The 18,447-nt window shown below is 72.1% G+C and carries 11 protein-coding genes; 10 read left to right on the top strand and 1 reads right to left on the bottom strand.

All coding sequences use genetic code 11. The features are described 5' to 3' along the window. Window positions 1-397 precede the first annotated feature (397 nt). The 10 genes from AOK11_RS06935 (at window position 398) to AOK11_RS06895 (ending at window position 16,828) form a co-directional block, all read left to right on the top strand. Entirely contained in the window at window positions 398-1,429 is a 1,032-nt protein-coding gene (locus tag AOK11_RS06935) for a hydroxyacid dehydrogenase (protein WP_055592756.1), read from the top strand. Beyond that, the gene (locus AOK11_RS06930) at window positions 1,426-3,327 is read left to right on the top strand and encodes a DUF2264 domain-containing protein (protein ID WP_055592755.1); all 1,902 of its coding nucleotides are present in this window, start codon (window positions 1,426-1,428) and stop codon (window positions 3,325-3,327) included. The genes AOK11_RS06935 and AOK11_RS06930 overlap by 4 nt, the downstream gene beginning before the upstream one ends. Before the next feature lie 371 nt (window positions 3,328-3,698). Then, entirely contained in the window at window positions 3,699-7,082 is a 3,384-nt protein-coding gene (locus AOK11_RS06925) for a CARDB domain-containing protein (RefSeq protein ID WP_055592754.1), read from the top strand. Between the two features lie 252 nt (window positions 7,083-7,334). Continuing rightward, a complete protein-coding gene (gene ctaD / locus AOK11_RS06920) occupies window positions 7,335-9,059 on the top strand; it encodes an aa3-type cytochrome oxidase subunit I (RefSeq protein ID WP_055592753.1) in 1,725 nt (574 codons plus the stop codon). Between the two features lie 35 nt (window positions 9,060-9,094). Further along, entirely contained in the window at window positions 9,095-9,436 is a 342-nt protein-coding gene (locus AOK11_RS06915) for a hypothetical protein (RefSeq protein WP_055592768.1), read from the top strand. A 119-nt stretch (window positions 9,437-9,555) separates the two neighbouring features. Next, a complete protein-coding gene (locus tag AOK11_RS06910) occupies window positions 9,556-10,506 on the top strand; it encodes a hypothetical protein (protein WP_055592752.1) in 951 nt (316 codons plus the stop codon). Between the two features lie 99 nt (window positions 10,507-10,605). Beyond that, the gene (locus tag AOK11_RS42710; RefSeq protein ID WP_157869294.1) at window positions 10,606-10,782 is read left to right on the top strand and encodes a hypothetical protein; all 177 of its coding nucleotides are present in this window, start codon (window positions 10,606-10,608) and stop codon (window positions 10,780-10,782) included. A 474-nt stretch (window positions 10,783-11,256) separates the two neighbouring features. Further along, window positions 11,257-11,607, top strand: a complete 351-nt coding sequence (locus tag AOK11_RS06905) for a hypothetical protein (RefSeq protein WP_055592751.1) — start codon at window positions 11,257-11,259, stop codon at window positions 11,605-11,607. Between the two features lie 69 nt (window positions 11,608-11,676). Continuing rightward, complete coding sequence (locus AOK11_RS06900; protein WP_079034677.1) at window positions 11,677-14,400, top strand: NPCBM/NEW2 domain-containing protein; 2,724 nt, start codon at window positions 11,677-11,679, stop codon at window positions 14,398-14,400. 439 nt (window positions 14,401-14,839) lie between these two features. Continuing rightward, window positions 14,840-16,828 carry a discoidin domain-containing protein gene (locus AOK11_RS06895; RefSeq protein WP_055592766.1) on the top strand — a complete coding sequence of 663 codons (1,989 nt, stop codon included), beginning with the start codon at window positions 14,840-14,842 and terminating at the stop codon, window positions 16,826-16,828. A 70-nt stretch (window positions 16,829-16,898) separates the two neighbouring features. Here AOK11_RS06895 and AOK11_RS06890 read toward each other — a convergent pair. Beyond that, window positions 16,899-18,447: glycerol-3-phosphate dehydrogenase/oxidase (locus AOK11_RS06890; protein ID WP_055592750.1), on the bottom strand; the 1,549-nt coding region annotated here is incomplete at its 5' end.

Raw genomic sequence — 18,447 nt, 5'->3', positions numbered from 1 at the left:
CCGGCCGTGTGGCCGAGCCGCACACGGCCGGGGCGGGTCTCGCGTGTCCCGCCCCGCCCGCCCTCGTCCCGACCACCTGCTTCCGGGGCGCTGCGGATACCGGGCCCCCGCCCGGCCGCCCTGTTCCTCTTCCGGCCCACCGCGATCCGGCACCTCTTCTTCCCGCCCATGGTGACGCTGTCCGACCAGGACCCGTGCCCCTGCCGGTCCCGGCCTCCGCACAAGGAACGGTCCGGCGTCCGTTGCGCCCGAGTGCCACCCCGTGGTCACCATGGGCTTGCTCCTGACGGTCGTGCCCCTCATTCTCGCCTTCGCCCTGCTCCAGAGCTTCCGGCGCAGCAGTCCGACCGCCGGCGCCGTGAAGTGACCCGCTCACAGAAGGAGTTCCGACCCCACCATGACCGAGCACCCGCCCGGATCCGCCTTCCGACCCCGTGCCGCACTGGCCATGCACCCGGACGTCGCCCCGGCCGTCCTCGACGCCGAGGCGCACGCGGCCCTCGCCGCGCTGTGCGATCCGGTACCACTCCCGTTACTGGACGACTTCACCACGCCCCGGGCGCGCGCCGTGCTGGCCGACGTCGACCTGCTGGTCACCGGCTGGGGCTGCCCGCCCCTGGACGCCGAGGTCCTGCGGGCCGCACCCCGCCTGCGCGCCGTCGTGCACGCCGCGGGCAGCGTACGCGGCCATGTCACCGACGCCTGCTGGGAACGCGGCATCGAGGTCTCCTCCGCCGCCGCGGCCAACGCCGTGCCGGTCGCCGAGTACACCCTCGCCATGATCCTTCTCACCGGAAAACGGGTCCTGGAGAGCGCGCGCGACTACCGCAGCGCCCGCGCCCGGCCCGACCGGCTGCGCCCCGACCGCTCCACCGGCAACCACCGCCGCACCGTGGGTATCCTGTCCGCCTCCCTCATCGGCCGTCGCGTCATCGACCTGCTGCGCCCGCACGACATCGACATCCTGCTCCACGACCCGTACGTCGACGACAAGGAAGCGGCCGGACTCGGTGTGCGCCGGGTGGAACTGGCGGAGCTGTTCCGGCAGTCCGACACGGTCAGCGTGCACACCCCGCTGCTGCCCGAGACCCGTGGCCTGGTCGGCCGCGAACTGATCGACTCCATGCGGCCCGACGCCGTACTCGTCAACACCGCCCGCGGCGCCGTCGTCGACCAGGACGCGCTCACCGACGCGGCGCTGGCCGGCCGCATCCGTGCCGTGCTCGACGTCACCGAGCCCGAAGTCCTGCCGTCCGACCACCCGTTGTGGAGTTGCGAGAACGTCCTGCTCACCCCCCACCTCGCCGGTTCCCAGGGCAACGAGCTGCGCCGCCTGGCCGATCTCGCGCTCGCCGAGATCCGGCGCTGGGCCGCCGGCGACGGCTTCCTCCACCCCGTACGACGCGAAAGGCTGGCCTTCCTCGCATGAGCATCCCCTTCGAACTGCCCCCGGAGAACCGCGACCTGAGCCCGCACACCGGCTACACCCGCGCCCACTGGGAGGCCGCCGCGGACGGGCTCCTCACCGCGGCCTGGCGATGGAGCACCCCCGGCCACGCCCTGCTGGACCTGCCGGGACGCCCCTCCCGCTCGGGCGTGCGCTCCGACGGCCTCGAGGGGTACGCGAGGACGTTCCTCGCCGCCGCCTTCCGGGTGGCCGGCGCGGACGGGGACGACCCGCACGACCTGCTCGAGCGCTATGCGGGCGGACTCGCCGCCGGCACCCGCACCCCGGGCCGCGACGACACCGAGTCCTGGCCGCTGATCCTCGACTTCATGGTGCAGGGCCAGCCCATGGTCGAGTCGGCGTCGATCGCCCTCGGCCTGCGCCTGACCGCCCCCTGGCTGTGGAAGAACCTCGACCCGGGCGTGCAGGACCGCGCCGAGGAATGGCTGCGGGGCGCGCTGCGTCACACCCCCGCGCCGAACAACTGGTACCTCTTCCCGTACACCGTCGCCGGGTTCCTCGAGTCCGTCGGCCGGGGCGACCGCGAGACGGCCGCGGCCCGGCAGCGCGCGGTGGAACATCTCGAGAACTGGTACCGGGGCGACGGCTGGTACACCGACGGGGAGATGCCGGCCTTCGACCACTACAACGGCTGGGCCCTGCACCTCTACCCGGTCCTCGACGCCCACCTCTCCGGTGACGCCGACGCGCTGGCCCACTACGGCGCCCGGCTGCGCGCCCATCTGGAGGGCTTCGCCCTGATGTTCGGCGCGGACGGGGCGCCGATGCACTACGGGCGGTCGCTCACCTACCGCTTCGCCGCCGCGTCGGCCGTCGCGCTGGGCGCGGTGACCGGTCACAGCCCGCTGACCCCCGGGGCCTCGCGCCGCATCGCCGACGGCAGCCTGCGACACTTCCTCGACCAGGGCGCGTTGACCGACGACGGACTGCTGAGCCTGGGCTGGCACGGCCCGCACGACGCCGTACTGCAGACCTACTCGGGCCCCGCGTCCCCCTACTGGGCGTCGAAGGCCTTCGTCGCCCTGCTCGCCCCGGCCGGTCACGCCCTCTGGACGGACCGCGAGGAGCCCGCGCCGGTGGAGGAGGCCGACCGGGTGCTCGCCCTGCCCGCGCCCGGACTGCTCCTCCAGGCGACCCGGGCCGACGGAGTCGTCCGTCTGCACAACCACGGCAGCCACCATGTGAGCCCCCACCAGGCGGAGTCGGCCGCCGAGGACGACCCGCACTACGGGCGTCAGGCCTATTCCACCCGCACCGGTCCGACCGCGACCGGGAACATCGCCGACAACCACCTGTCCGTGGCGGTCGGCGGCCGGCCCAGCGTCCGCCGCCGCGTCCATCCGCTGGGTGCCGGACACGGCGACGGATGGGGCTGGGCGGCCTCCTGGCACCGGCCGGTGTTCGCCGACGGCCCGCCGATGGTGCCGGGCCTGCGGGTGGAGAGCGTCACGGTGGCCCACGGCCGTCACGAACTGCGGGTGCACCGGGTGGTGGGGGCACCGGCGGACTCCCTCGTCACGCACACCGGCTGGGCCACCGGCCCCGACGAACCGCTGGTCTCGTCCCTGCACGGCCTGCACGGCTGGGACGCCCCCGCCGCGGACCCGATCCGCGCCCCCCAGGGCACGGCCTTCACCCGCTGGGCCCGGGTACCCCGGCTCAGCGGCCGCTGCCACGGTACGTCCGTGCACGTCAGCCTGGCGAGTCTGACCGCCGAACCCGACCCGCGGCCCCTGGCGGAGGCGGTCCGGGAGGTCCGGGTGGACGGAGGGAGCGCGGTCGAGGTCGTGTGGGCCGGGGGCGGAGCCCGCACCCGGATCGCGTTCGACCTGGTGGAGGTCAGCCACACGGACCAGTGACTCCGGGCGGGCTCCGGGTCCGTGTCGAACCGGTGCAGGGCAGGGGCGCCGTCCGGGAGGGCGGCGCCCCTGCCGTGTCAAGACCCCGTCCCATCGAAGGTCGTTGTGTTCATGCCATTGACAAGTGAGGCAGGAGACCGAAACTCTCACTCCAGGAGCCGCAAGAAATGAACTGACGGACGCAAAACACGTACGACCAGTCGGCATTCCGTGGCAGGTGCCCCTTGTCTGCCCGATGCCCGATGCCCGATGCCCCGCGCCTCCCGTCCGCACCCGGCCGTCTCCGCCCCGCTCCTGCGCACGCCCCGCTCCGCCGTACGTCCCGCACTCGCCCGACCACGCCCCAGCACCCGCCGTGGAACGAGGACTTCATGAGACGGAAGCGATTCGGCCCCCGGACGATCACCGGCCTGCTCCTGGCCGGCCTGGTCGCCGCCGGTCTCCACCCCGCACCGGCCGTCGCCGCGGAACCGGCCGTCCGCGGGCCCAACCTGGCGCTCGGCAAAAGCGTCACAGCCGGTGGCTCCCACCCCGGCCATCCCGCCACCAACGTGACCGACGGCAGCCAGCAGACCTACTGGGAGGGCCCCGCGGGGTCCTTCCCGCAACCGGTACGCGTCGACCTCGGCGGCACCGTCGAGGCCGACCGGGTGGTGTTGAAACTGCCCACCGGCTGGGAGGCCCGCACCCAGACCCTCACCGTCGAGGGCAGCACCGACGGCACCTCCTTCACCACCTTGTCCGCCTCCGCCGCCCGCGGCTTCGACCCCGACGACGGCAACACGGTCACCGTGGATTTCGCCTCCCGCGACCTGCGCCACATCCGTGTGCGGGTGACCGCCAACACCGGCTGGAACGCCGCCCAGTTGTCCGAGATCGAGGTCTACGACAGCGATGCCGGCACCGACCCCGGGCAGCCACCGGTGGACGGGACCAACCTGGCGCTGAACAAGCCCGTCCAGGCCTCCTCCACCGTGCACCAGTTCGTGGCGAGGAACGCCAACGACGGGCGGACGGACACCTACTGGGAGTCGTCGGGCCATCCCGCCACGCTCACGGTCCAGTTGGGTGCGAACGCCGATCTCTCCGACGTCGTCGTGAAGCTCAATCCCGCCGCGGCCTGGGAGCCCCGGACACAGAGCATCGAAGTCCTCGCACGCGAGCAGGCGGCGAGCGGCTTCACCTCGATCAAGGCCCGCGCCGACTACACGTTCAACCCCGCCTCGGGCGGCAACACGGTCACCATCCCGGTCACCGGACGCCATGCCGACGTGCAGCTGAGATTCACCCACAACTCCGCCGGATACGGCGCCCAGATCGCCGAACTGGAGGTCATGGGAACCGCCGCCCCCCACCCCGATCTCGTCGTCACCGACCTCACCTGGACGCCCGCGTCCCCCACCGAGTCCGACGCCGTCACCGTCCGTGCGACCGTGCGCAACGCCGGCACCGCCGCGTCCCCCGCTTCCACGCTGGACGTCAGTCTCGAGGGCGCCCTCGCCGGCAGCGCCCCGGTCGGCGCGCTCGCCGCCGGCGCCTCCGTGACCGTCGCCGTGGACGTGGGCAAGCGGGCCCGGGGCGCCTACACGGTGTCCGCCGTGGTCGACCCCACGAACACCGTTTTCGAGCAGGACGACACCAACAACAGCCGCACCGCGACGGACAGGCTGACCGTGGCCCGGAGCCCCGGACCCGACCTGGAGGTCCGCGCGATCGCGACCGACCCGGCGAGCCCCGCCGTCGGCGCCGCCGTCTCCTTCACGGTCACCGTGCACAACCGGGGCACCTCGGCCGTGCCCGCCGGCTCCGTCACCCGGCTGGAGGTGGGCGACCGTACCCTCGACGGCACGACCGGGGCGGTCGCCGCCGGCGCGAGCGTCCCGGTCACCGTCGACGGCACCTGGACCGCCACCAGCGGGTCGAGCATCCTCACCGCGACCGCGGACGCCACCGGCCGGGTCGCCGAGACCAACGAGAACAACAACATCCTCACCCGCTCCCTCGTCGTCGGCCGCGGCGCCGCCGTGCCGTACACCGAGTACGAGGCGGAGGACGGCACCTACCGGGGAACGCTTCTGACAGCCGACCCCAAGCGGACGTTCGGCCACACCAACTTCGCCACCGAGTCCTCCGGCCGCAAGTCCGTCCGCCTCGACTCCACCGGCCAGTACGTGCAGTTCACCTCCTGGGGCCCGACCAACTCGATCGTCGTGCGTAACTCGATCCCGGACGCCCCGGGCGGCGGCGGCACCGAGGCCACCCTGAGCCTGTACGCGGACGGCGAGTTCGTGCAGAAGATCCGCCTCAGTTCCAAGCACAGCTGGCTGTACGGCAACACCGACCAGCCCGAAGGGCTCACCAACACCCCGCAGGCCGACGCCCGCAGGCTGTTCGACGAGTCCCACGCCCTGCTCGGCCGGAGCTTCCCGAAGGGCACCACCTTCCGGCTCCAGCGCGACAACGACGACACCGCCGCGTTCCACATCGTCGACCTGATCGACCTGGAGCAGGTCGCACCGCCCACCGACCGGCCCGCGGGCTGCGTCTCCATCACCGAGTACGGCGCGATCCCGGGCGACGGGATCGACGACACGGACGCCCTTCAGCGGGCCGTGACCGCCGACCAGAACGGGCAGATCGACTGTGTGTGGATCCCGCCGGGCCAGTGGCGGCAGGAGCAGAAGATCCTCACCGACGACCCGCTCGACCGCGGTCAGCACAACCAGGTCGGCATCCGCGACGTCACCGTCCGGGGCGCCGGCATGTGGCACTCCCAGTTCCACACCCTCACCCCGCCGCACCAGTCGGGCGGCATCAACCACCCGCACGAGGGAAACTTCGGCTTCGACATCGACGACAACACCCGGATCTCGGACATCGCCATCTTCGGCTCGGGAACCATCCGCGGCGGCGACGGCGGAGCCGAGGGCGGCGTCGGCCTGAACGGCCGGTTCGGCAAGAACACGAAAATCAGCAACGTGTGGATCGAGCACGCCAACGTGGGCGCCTGGGTGGGCCGCGACTACAGCAACATCCCCGAGCTGTGGGGCCCCGCCGACGGACTGGAGTTCACCGGGATGAGAATCCGCAACACCTACGCGGACGGCGTCAACTTCGCCAACGGAACCCGCAACTCACTCGTGGAGAACTCGTCGCTGCGCAACACCGGCGACGACGCCCTGGCCGTCTGGGCGAGCAAATACGTCAAGGACCCGTCCGCCGACATCGGCCACGACAACCACTTCCGCAACAACACCGTCCAACTGCCCTGGCGCGCCAACGGCATCGCGGTCTACGGCGGTTACGGCAACACCATCGAGAACAACCTGATCCACGACACGATGAACTACCCGGGCATCATGCTGGCGACCGACCACGACCCGCTGCCCTTCTCCGGACGGACCCTCATCGCCAACAACGCGCTGCACCGCACCGGCGGAGCCTTCTGGAACGAGGACCAGGAGTTCGGTGCCATCACCCTGTTCGCGCAGGGGCCGGACATCCCGGGAGTGGTGATCCGCGACACCGACATCCACGACTCGACGTACGACGGCATCCAGTTCAAGACGGGCGGCGGCGCCATGCCGGACGTCCGGATCGACAACGTCACGATCGACAGGTCCAACAACGGGTCCGGCATCCTCGCCATGGGCGGCGCCCGGGGCAGCGCCACTCTGACGGACGTCACCATCACCGGTTCGGCCGAGGGCGACGTGCTGATCGAACCCGGCTCGCAGTTCGTGATCAACCGGTAGCCCCACCGCACCGCCCCACCGCACCGCCCCGCGCCGGGCGACAGGCCCGTACCCCACCCGGGTACGGGCCCCGGTGCGTCCGGACGGCCTCCCCGCCGGGCGCGACATCCCCACCACATACGTCACAATGTGCAAGCGAGCGGATACGTGTCGTGACACGCCGGGCGGGGCCCGGGTCTCACACGAGCGGGCGCATGTGCGACATCCTTCCCGAGGGTAGAGATACCGGCCCCATAGAAAGAGAGCGGAACAGTGGCGGTTCACAGTGCGCCGGACTCGGTCGAGTCGGACTCCTACGAGGACGAGCTGCCGGTCCGGCGCAAGCAGCCCGGCAACGTGGTCGTCAAGTGGCTCACCACCACCGACCACAAGACCATCGGCACGCTGTATCTCACGACGTCGTTCGCGTTCTTCATCTTCGGCGGCATCCTCGCACTGGTCATCCGCGCCGAGCTGGCCCGGCCGGGCCTGCAGATCGTGTCGAACGAGCAGTACAACCAGGCGTTCACCATGCACGGCACGGTCATGCTGCTGATGTTCGCGACCCCGTTGTTCGTCGGTTTCGCGAACTGGATCATGCCGCTGCAGATCGGCGCGCCCGACGTCGCCTTCCCCCGGCTGAACTTGTTCTCCTACTGGCTGTTCCTGTTCGGCTCGCTGATCGCGCTCAGTGGTTTCCTCACCCCGGACGGCGCGGCCAGCTTCGGCTGGACCGCCTACTCCCCGCTGACGGACTCGGTCCGCTCGCCCGGGCTCGGCGGTGATCTGTGGATCATGGGCCTGGCCTTCCAGGGGTTCGGCACCATTCTCGGCGCGGTCAACTTCATCACCACGATCATCTGCATGCGTGCTCCCGGCATGACGATGTTCCGCATGCCGATCTTCACCTGGAACGTGCTGCTGACCGGTGTGCTGGTCCTGCTCGCCTTCCCGGTGCTCGCGGCGGCACTGCTGGCCCTCGAGTACGACCGGAAGTTCGGGGGCCTCATCTTCGAGGCCGCCAACGGCGGGGCGCTGCTGTGGCAGCACCTGTTCTGGTTCTTCGGCCACCCCGAGGTGTACATCATCGCGCTGCCGTTCTTCGGCATCGTCTCCGAGATCATCCCGGTCTTCTCCCGCAAGCCGATCTTCGGCTATCTGGGCCTGATCGGCGCGACCATCGCGATCGCGGGTCTGTCGGTGACGGTGTGGGCGCACCACATGTTCGCCACCGGGGCGGTGCTGCTGCCGTTCTTCTCCTTCATGACCTTCCTGATCGCGATCCCCACCGGGGTGAAGTTCTTCAACTGGATCGGCACCATGTGGAAGGGGGCGCTGTCCTTCGAGACCCCGATGCTCTGGTCGGCGGGCTTCCTGGTGACCTTCCTCTTCGGCGGTCTGACCGGCGTCATCCTGGCCTCGCCGCCGCTGGACTTCCACGTCACCGACTCCTACTTCGTGGTGGCGCACTTCCACTACGTGGTGTTCGGCACGGTCGTCTTCGCGATGTTCGCCGGCTTCCACTTCTGGTGGCCGAAGTTCACCGGCAAGATGCTCGACGAGCGGCTCGGGAAGATCACCTTCTGGACGCTGTTCGTCGGCTTCCACGGCACCTTCCTGGTCCAGCACTGGCTGGGCGCCGAGGGCATGCCGCGCCGGTATGTGGACTACCTGGCGGCCGACGGCTTCACCGGGCTGAACACCGTCTCGACCATCGCCTCGTTCCTGCTCGGCATGTCGATGCTGCCGTTCCTCTACAACGTCTGGAAGACGGCCAAGTACGGCAAGAAGATCGAGGTCGACGACCCGTGGGGCTACAGCCGTTCGCTGGAGTGGGCCACCTCCTGCCCGCCGCCGCGGCACAACTTCCTCACCCTGCCGCGGATCCGCAGCGAATCCCCGGCCTTCGACCTCCACCACCCGGCGGTCGCGGCGTACGACCGGGAGGAGAACCGCCCCGAGCGCTCCGTGGTCCAGGCCCCCGGGGACCAGGCCTGACCGGAGTGATTCCGCAGCCCAGTGTGGAGGAGCATGTGAATCCGAGCCAGGACAGCGCCCGCGGCCTCGACCAGTTCGAGGGATATCTGCTGTGGGCGGCCGAAGTCGAGGACGCCCGGCGCCAGGCCGAGCGGTTCACCGAGCAGCTGCCGTGGCTGACGACCGCGCAGCGCGAGGACGTGGAACGCGTCTACACCGCCGACCGCATCGAGGCCTCCCGCAGGACACTGGTCCGGATCTGCGACCGGGCGACCGAGCTCCGCGACATGTACGCCCAGCGCTATCACCAACTCCGGGTGCGGTGCGTGGCCGCCGCGGTCGTGGGCATGGCGAGTGGTGCGGGTGCCGTCGTCCTCGCTTTCCTCGTCGGGGAATGACCGCCCACCGCCCCGCCGGGGCCACCGGAGGCCGGTCCCCCTGCGGGCAGATGGGGGACGTTGCCCGGACTCGCGCGGGGAGCGCGGCGATTTGGTTGCGCCGAAGTCAGGCTGACCCCATGGCTTCATCGATCGAAGGCCCGCACCGCGGGCGCCCACGAGCTCCGTCCCCGGGCGACCGGCGGTCCGCCGTCCCCGCCCGGTGCCGCGGCCGGCTGCCGATGCCGGTCCTCGCCCTCCTGATGGCGGTGCTCCTCACCGGCTGTGCTGCGACCACCGGCAGCACGGCGGGGGAGTCGTCCCCCACGGCTGCCGTGCCCGAAACGATCATCCCCATGTCCGCCGCCCCACCGGCAGCCGGAGCACCGGACAACACGGCATCGGGGAAGACAGCAGCGGGAAACGCGGCGCCTGGTACCGGAGCGCCCGGCACGGAGAGCACCGCCCAGGGCCGGACCGACGCCGGAGCGTACCCCGACACCCCCGCCCCGCTCGGCAACCTCGGTCCCCGCACGCTGGCCCTGATCCCCGGGAACGCCCGCCAGGTCGTTGTCGTCACCGGCAGGGACCGGGACGCGAACCGCTCCGAGGCCGTGCTGTACCGGCGTACCGCATCGGACTGGAAGGCGGGCACGTCCTGGCCCGCCCACAACGCCCTCAACGGCTGGACCGACGACCACCTGGCGGGCGATCTCCGCTCGCCCATCGGTGTGTTCACCCTCAGCGACGCGGGGGGGCTGCTGCCAAACCCGGGAACCCTGCTGCCGTACGACGAGTCGCCCGAGTTCTCCATCGACGGGACGGGCTTCAGGGGGGAGCCGCTCGCCGGGTCCTTCGACTACGTCGTGGCGATCGACTACAACCGCACCCCGGGTACCTCCCCGCTCGACCGGACCCGCCCGTTCGGCGCCGACCGGGGCGGCGGCATCTGGCTGCACGTGGACCACGACGGGCCCACCCAGGGCTGCGTGAGCCTTGAGGAACAGCACATGAGGCAACTCCTGCTGGCCCTCGATCCCGAGCAGCACCCGGTGATCGTCATGGGGGACGCCGGGTCACTGAGCAGGTGAACGGGACCTCCGTGTCCGATCCGGGGCTTCGCAGCGGGGCGGGCGGGTGCTCGGACCGACGGTCAGGGCGCGATCCCGGACCCGTACGCCCGGCTCCCGGTGTCGTACGCGAGGTCGAAGGAGGCGCAGGACGCGGCGAGCGGCCGCGCCCTCGGCCCCTGCGCAGGGGCCCTCCTGGTCGACGCGGCGCTGACCGCCATCGGCCTGGACACCGGAACCGGTCGGGAACCGGCGCCCCGGCACTACCTGGTGATCGCCCCGACCGCGGCGAGGTGAGCTACAGGACGACGCCCAGGGTGCCGAGGGCGATTCCCGGCCAGTAGCGCAGCCCGAAGACCAGCAGAGCGGCGACGGCCACGCCGGTGGGCGGTCGATGGACTTCCGGCCGCCGGATCCGACGGCCCCCGGGAGGAGTTGGAGCTCCGTCCGCTCCGAGGCGCAGGGCCCGATCCGCGGCGGGCCCCGCGCCGTCGGACGGTGACTGCGGCGGCGGTGCGGCCTGCACGGAGGTGCGGCCTGCACGGAGGTGCTGGGCGACGGCGGCACGGCAGCACCCGCAAGGGGACCCGTTCCAGCAATGAGGCGGTGGTGCGAAGTACCGTTGGAACGCTTCCTGTTCCGTACGTTGGCGCTCCCGTGACGGTCCTCGGCACGGAGTGGAGGAAACAGGTTCTGCCGCCGTTTTCCGGCCAAGTCGTGGCATGCCCGCGGGCGCTCTCGGCCACCGCCGAACCCGTCTAGGCTGTGCCCATGGAGCAGCGCGAGATCATGCAACGGGGCGTCGGCATCCTCACCGAGGCCCTCGAGATGCGGCGGCAACTCCGGGAGAACCCGGACGCCGAGGTGACCAGAAGCGGAGCGGTCTCCGCGCTCCTCGAAGAGATGCTGCCGCACATCCAGTTGCCGGCCGACGCCAGCCCCCGCGAGGTGGCGGAGATCGTCACCGAGAAGCTGGGGCCCGCCATCGTGCACATCACCTCCGCCCTCACCTTCGCCTTCGTGCAGCTCGCCGAAGTGCACGACGCCGGCCGCACCGACGTGTCCTCCGCCGACGTCCTGCGCTCCATCTCGCTGCGTTACGAGCCCCGGCCGGAGCGGTAGACGGCGCCCGCCGGACGGTTGAACGACCCCCGGAGGGGAAGGGATCCCACGGAGCCACGGTTGACAACGATGTCAGACCTCTCGGAGGTTTTGGTGTTCGGATCCCCGCTCAGACCGCGTCAGTCCGTCCCTCGCGTCCCCCGCACCCTCTTCACCCTCCTGCTCGCCGCCCTGCTGGCCCTCGGCACCCTCGCCGCGCCCGCCCACGCCGCGGAACCGGGCGGGGGGAGCTGGACCGTGCGGCAGCCCGGCGCGGCGCGCGACGGCGTGAGCGCCGAGGTGCGCGTCGACGCCGTGGACGGCACGGTGACCCTGGCCGCCCGCAGGGGTGGCGTCACCGTGCTCGAGCCCGCACCCGTCGGCATCGTCACCGACACCGCCGACCTCACCTCGAACCTGCGGCTGGAATCCCGTGCTTCACGCCAGGTGAGCGAGCGGTACACGATGACCACCGGCAAGCAGTTGCGCCGCACCGTCCGGATGACCGAGACCCGGTTCTCCTTCAGCGGCACCGACGGCGCCCGACTCGACCTGCTGGTCCGGGTCGCGGACGACGGCATCGCCTACCGCTACGTCCTGCCGGGCGGCGGCAGCGACAAGAGCGGTGACGTCACCGTGGAGCGCGAGGCATCGGCCTTCCAGCTCCCCGCCTCCGCGCGTGCCTGGCTCGCTCCCTACACCCCCAACTACGAGCGTGTGTACGCCCCGGCCACCGCGGCGGGCGCCGCCGACGGCACGTACGGCTACCCGTCCCTCTTCCGCGTGGGCGACACCTACGCCCTGCTCACCGAGGCCGACGTCGACGGACGCTACGCGGCCGGCCGCCTGGTCCACGAACAGGGCGGCGGACGCTACGCGGTGGAACTGGCCGACGACACCGTCACCTCCGCCGGCCCGCTCGCCACGCCCTGGCGCACGGCCGTCATCGGCAGCCTGGCCGGGGTCACCGAATCCACCCTGGTCGACGACCTCGCACCGGCCTCCCGCATCGCCGACACCTCGTGGATCAGGCCCGGCCCGGTCGCGTGGTCGTGGCTGGACGGATTCGCCGCGGCCCAGCGCAGCCTCGCCGCCCAGCAGCGCTACGTCGACTACAGCGCCGCGCACGGCTGGCCGTACACCCTGGTCGACGACGGCTGGAAGACCACCGACTGGATGCCCGAGCTGATCGACTACGCCCGGAAGCGGGGCGTACGGGTCCTGCTGTGGGCGCACTACACCGACCTGGACACGGCCGCGGAACGCGCCGAGTTCCTGCCCCGGGTGAAGAAATGGGGCGCGGCCGGACTGAAGATCGACTTCATGGACTCCGACTCCCAGGAGCGCTTCCGCTGGTACGACGACGTCCTGCGGGACACCGCCCGGCACGAACTGCTCGTCAACTTCCACGGCGCGACCCTGCCCAAGGGGATCCAGCGGACCTGGCCCCATGTGATGACGCTGGAGGCGGTCTACGGCGCGGAACAGGGCGACGTCCCCGCCGCCGGAATCACCACCCTGCCGTTCACCCGCAATGTCGTCGGGTCCATGGACTACACCCCGATGGCCTTCCAGTTCGGTACCCGTACCGTCTCCGACGCCGCCGAACTCGCCCTGTCCGTGGTCTACGAGTCCGGCTTCCAGAACTACGCCGGATCGGTCCGGGCCTACCGGGCCCGCCCCGAACTCGAGCGGTTCCTGGAGCAGGTGCCCACCGTGTGGGACGAGACCCGGCTGCTGTCCGGGCAACCGGGCCAGGGGGCGGCGTTCGCCCGGCGGCAGGGGGACCGATGGTTCCTCGGCAGTGTGAGTTCCGGCGCGGCCGGCACCCAGGGCGTTCCGCTGGACTTCCTCGGCGGCGGGCGCTGGCTGGTGGAGGTCGTCCGGGACGGTGACGACGGCCTGGTCCGGGAACGGCGGACCGTCACCGCCCGCGACACCCTGAGCGTGCCGACGGCCGAGCACGGCGGCTTCGCCGGGGTCGTCTGCCGTGCGACGCCCGGCCGGGACAGCTGCGACCGGCCGGTGTCGCGGCTGCCGCTGACCTCGCTGACCGTGGAGCCGGCCAGGACCGACGTGGACGCGGGCACGTCGGTCGACGTCGTCGGCCGGTTCGCGGTGGAGGAGTTCGGCCCGGCCGAGGACGTCTCGCTGACCGTGCGGGCCCCCGAGGGCTGGGCGGTGACGGGCGACGATCCGCACGCCGGGCGGCTGCCCGCGGGGCGCGACCTGAAGGGCGACTGGACCGTGAGCGTGCCGCGGGACGCGGAGTACGGCGGCCGGGACCTGGTGGTGACCGCGAAGTACCGCTCCCCGGACGGGAAGAGCGCCCGTGAACTCCAAGTCGAGCGCACCGTCCGGGTGTTCGTCTCGCCGCCCGGTGTCGACCATGTGAGCGACCTGCCGTTCGCCGCCGAGAGCAACGGCTGGGGGCCGGTGGAGCGGGACCGGTCCAACGGCGAGCGCGACGCGGCCGACGGCGGCACCCTGAGTATCCGGGGCACCGGGTACGACAAAGGGCTCGGCGTCCATGCCGCGAGTGAGGTCGTCGTCGAACTCGACGGTGCCTACCGGCGGTTCATCGCAGAGGTGGGGGTCGACGACGAGGTCGGCGGCAGGGGCGGCGTCGCCTTCGAGGTGCTCGCGGACGGCCGGGTCCTGGCCACCACCGGGGTGCTCACCGGCGCCGACCCGGCCCGGCGGATCGACGTCGACGTCACCGGAGCGGAGCGGCTGACCCTGCGTGTCACCGACGGAGGTGACGGCGTCGACTCCGACCATGCCGACTGGGCCGGCGCCCGGCTGCTGACGTAGGCGTTCGCCGCGCATCGGCGACCGACGGTACGCGCCGTGCCCGTCCCCTCGGTGACGGGCACGGCGCGCTCGGACCGGGAGGCCGCCGAAGCCGATCCCGTTCCCGCCGGGACCGCGGTGCACCGCCTCGCGGCCGGAGGGCCCCCGGCAAGCCCGTTCCTGCCAGGGTCCTCCGTGACAGGCTCGGGTCCCTCCAGGGGCCGCGCCGCAGGTCGTTCCGGACCCTTGACTCCTTACGTGTCAGTAGTCATCCTCGGCCCATAGCTTGCTCCGGTCATGACAACCCGTCGAGCGGGTCCGGGGCACCGGCCCGGACCGCGCCAAGGGCCGACCGTGCTGTTTTGCCGACGGAGGGACGTGGGCCGTGACCATCGCTCGACGCAGGTACGGCGGACGCCGTCATGTCGCCCTCGTCTCCCTGCTCCTGCTCCTGCTCGCCATGTCCCTCGGCCCGACGCCGAGTTCGGCGGCCGACGGCGACTGGTGGGAGCCGACCGCGCGGCCGGCTCCGGACTCCGGCATCGGCGTCACCGGCGAACCCTTCACGGGCACCGACGCGCGCGGCGAGGTCCGCGGCTTCGTCGACGCGCACAACCACCTCATGTCCAACGAGGCCTTCGGCGGCCGGCTCATCTGCGGCAGGCCCTTCTCCGAGAAGGGGATCGCCGACGCGCTCAAGGACTGCCCCGAGCACTACCCCGACGGCTCACTCGCGATCTTCGACTTCATCACCAACGGCGGTGACGGCAGGCACGATCCGGACGGCTGGCCCACCTTCGTGGACTGGCCCGCCCACGACTCCCTGACCCACCAGCAGAACTACTACGCCTGGGTCGAACGGGCCTGGCGCGGCGGGCAGCGGGTCCTGGTGAACGACCTCGTGACCAACGGCGTGATCTGCTCCGTGTACTTCTTCAAGGACCGCGGCTGCGACGAGATGACGTCGATCCGGCTGCAGGCGAAGCTGACGTACGACATGCAGGCCTACATCGACCGGATGTACGGCGGCACGGGCAAGGGCTGGTTCCGCGTCGTCACCGACAGCGCACAGGCCCGGCGGGTCGTCGAACAGGGCAAACTCGCGGTCGTCCTGGGCGTCGAGACCTCCGAACCCTTCGGCTGCAAGCAGGTCCTGGACATCGCCCAGTGCGACCGGGCCGACATCGACGCCGGGCTGGACGAGCTGTACGACCTCGGCGTACGCAGCATGTTCCTGTGCCACAAGTTCGACAACGCGCTGTGCGGAGTCCGCTTCGACGAGGGAGCGCTCGGCACCGCCATCAACGTCGGCCAGTTCCTGTCGACCGGCACCTTCTGGCGGACGGAACGGTGCACCGGCCCCCAGCACGACAACCCCATCGGACTCGCCGCCGCGCCCGGCGCCGAGGCGGAACTGCCCGAGGGCGTCGACGTCCCCGCCTACGACGAGGACGCCCAGTGCAATGTGCGGGGGCTCACCGGCCTCGGCGAGTACGCGGTGCGCGGCATGATGAAGCGCAACATGATGCTCGAGATCGACCACATGAGCGTCAAGGCCACGGGCAGGGCGCTCGACATCTTCGAGGCCGAGTCCTACCCCGGCGTCATCTCCTCGCACAGCTGGATGGACATCGACTGGACCGAGCGGGTCTACGGTCTCGGCGGCTTCGTCGCCCAGTACATGCACGGCTCGGAACACTTCGTCGAGGAGGCGAGGCGCACCGAGGCGGTGCGGGACGAGTACGGCGCCGGCTACGGCTACGGCACCGACATGAACGGCGTCGGCGGCTGGCCCGCCCCGCGCGGCGCGGACGCGCCCGACCCCGTCACGTATCCCTTCCGCAGCGCGGACGGCGGGTCCCTCATCGACCGGCAGACGACCGGCGAGCGCACCTGGGACCTGAACACCGACGGAGCCGCGCACCACGGACTCGTCCCCGACTGGATCGAGGACATCCGGCGCGTCGGCGGCCAGGACGTGGTGGACGACCTCTTCCGGGGCGCCGAGACCTACCTCGGCACCTGGGGCACCTCCGAGCGGCACCGGCCTGCGGACAACCTCGCCAAGGGAGCTTCGGCGACGGCGAGTTCGGCCGAGTGGAACCCGTTCACGAGCTATGCGCCCGGCCGGGCGGTGGACGGTGACCGGGGCACCCGCTGGGCCAGCGACTGGAGCGACGACCAGTGGCTGCGCATCGACCTCGGCGCCGTGCGCGAGGTCGGGCGCGTCACCCTCGACTGGGAGCGCGCCTACGGGACGTCGTACCGCGTCGAGTTGTCCGTCGACGGCACCCACTGGCGGGCCGTCGGGTCCGTCACGGCCGGCGACGGCGGCCTCGACACGGTCCGCTTCACCCCGCAGCAGGCCCGCCACGTCCGCGTCGTGTTCCTGGACCGGGGGACGGAGTGGGGCTACTCCCTGTACGAGGTCGGCGTGCACGGCAGGTGACGGACCGGCGCGGGTCGACCGCGCCGGTCCGACCGATTCGCCGGCACCGGACCGTTTCGGCCGGGCGGTGTCAACTGCACTGGGGCAAGGCCTCGTTCAACAGGACCCGGACCGCTTCCAGGGCGGCGGCGCGGTCCGCGGGAACGAGGCCGATCCGGGTGCGGCGGTCGAGCAGGTCGCTCTCGTCGAGTGCCCCCTCGTGGCGCACCGCCCACAGCAGTTCGGCCCCGGTCACCGGATGGCCGGGCAGGACGGGATCGCCCAGCCGGGCGTCGCGCACGCCGAGGGCGTGCACGGCGGGCGCCTCCGTCCCGTAGTGCCGCACGAGGCGGCGGGGCGCGGGCAGGGCGGCGAGGACGTGCGGCGGCGCGGCGCCCACGAGGGGCAGGGACGCGGTGCGCGACGGGTCGGCCGGCAGCCGGCGGACGCGCACGGCGATGTCGACGGCGTCCTCGGCCATGCGCCGGTACGTGGTGAGCTTGCCGCCGACGACGGTGACGACGCCCCCGGACGAGGTCAGCACCGCGTGCCGCCTCGAGACGTCGGCGGTCCTCGGCGCCGTACCGGACCCGTCCGCCGAGGTGTCCAGCAGGGGGCGCAGGCCCGCGAAGGCCCCCACGACGTCGGCGCGGCGCAGCGGGGCGTCCAGGACCGAGCACAGGACGTCCAGGAGGAAGCCGATGTCCGTCTCCGGCGCCTCGGCGACGTCGGGTACGGGGCCGTCCACGGGTTCGTCGGTGAGCCCGACGTAGACCCGGCCGTCGTCCTGGGGCAGGACGAGGACGAAGCGGTTGGTCTCCCCGGGGATCGGGATGTGCAGGCCGGCCGGAAGCGGGCCGAGGCTGTCCGGGCGCAGCACGAGATGGGTTCCGCGTGAGGGGCGGATCCGGATGCCGTCGACGAGGCCCCCCGCCCAGACGCCGGACGCGTTGATCACCGCGCGGGCGCGTATCCCGCCCTCCTCGCCGGTGAGTTCGTCGCGGACCCGGGCGCCGGAGGCGGTCAGGTCCAGGGCCCGGACCCGGGTGAGGATCCGCGCCCCGTGCGCGGCGGCGGTGCGGGCGAGGGCGGTCACCAGCCGGGCGTCGTCGGTGAGCCGGCCGTCCCAGGACAGCAGGCCGCCGCGCAGCCCGTCGGCCCGTACGGCGGGGGCCAGATGGCGGGTCTCCGTCGCCGAGAGCCGGCGCGGCGCGGGCAGGGTCGCACGCGCGGTGCGGGCCGCCAGCCGCAGGGCGTCGCCGGCCCGGAAACCGGCCCGTGCCAGGGCGGACCGGCCGTGGGAGACCAAGGGGGTGAGGGGCAGTACGAACGGCTGCGCGCGCACCAGATGGGGGGCGGTGCGCTCCATCAGCACCCCGCGCTCGACCGCGCTCTCGTGGGCGACGTCGAGCTGGCCTGAGGCGAGGTAGCGCAGCCCGCCGTGGACCAGCTTGCTGCTGAAACGGGAGGTGCCGAAGGCCAGGTCGTGGGCGTCGACGGCGACCACGCTCAGCCCGCGGGACGCCGCGTCCAGGGCGACCCCGGCACCGGTGGCACCGAGCCCGACGACGAGGACGTCGACGACGTCGCCGCCCACGGCCGCGGTCAGGTCACGGGTGCGGCGGCCGGCGGACAGGGAC

The sequence above is a fragment of the Streptomyces hirsutus genome (assembly GCF_001418415.1).
GTDB lineage: Bacteria > Actinomycetota > Actinomycetes > Streptomycetales > Streptomycetaceae > Streptomyces > Streptomyces hirsutus.
Note: the sequence above shows the minus strand (reverse complement) of the source record. Positions and strands in the feature narration are given on the sequence as shown.

Bases quoted from the DNA above. Each gene is read 5' to 3' on its own strand.
- AOK11_RS06930 (WP_055592755.1), top strand. From the start codon at position 1,426: ATGAGCATCCCCTTCGAACTGCCCCCGGAGAACCGCGACCTGAGCCCG.
- AOK11_RS06905 (WP_055592751.1), top strand. From the start codon at position 11,257: ATGGAGCAGCGCGAGATCATGCAACGGGGCGTCGGCATCCTCACCGAG.
- AOK11_RS06925 (WP_055592754.1), top strand. From the start codon at position 3,699: ATGAGACGGAAGCGATTCGGCCCCCGGACGATCACCGGCCTGCTCCTG.
- AOK11_RS06900 (WP_079034677.1), top strand. From the start codon at position 11,677: ATGTCAGACCTCTCGGAGGTTTTGGTGTTCGGATCCCCGCTCAGACCG.
- AOK11_RS06935 (WP_055592756.1), top strand. From the start codon at position 398: ATGACCGAGCACCCGCCCGGATCCGCCTTCCGACCCCGTGCCGCACTG.
- AOK11_RS06910 (WP_055592752.1), top strand. From the start codon at position 9,556: ATGGCTTCATCGATCGAAGGCCCGCACCGCGGGCGCCCACGAGCTCCG.
- AOK11_RS06895 (WP_055592766.1), top strand. From the start codon at position 14,840: ATGTCCCTCGGCCCGACGCCGAGTTCGGCGGCCGACGGCGACTGGTGG.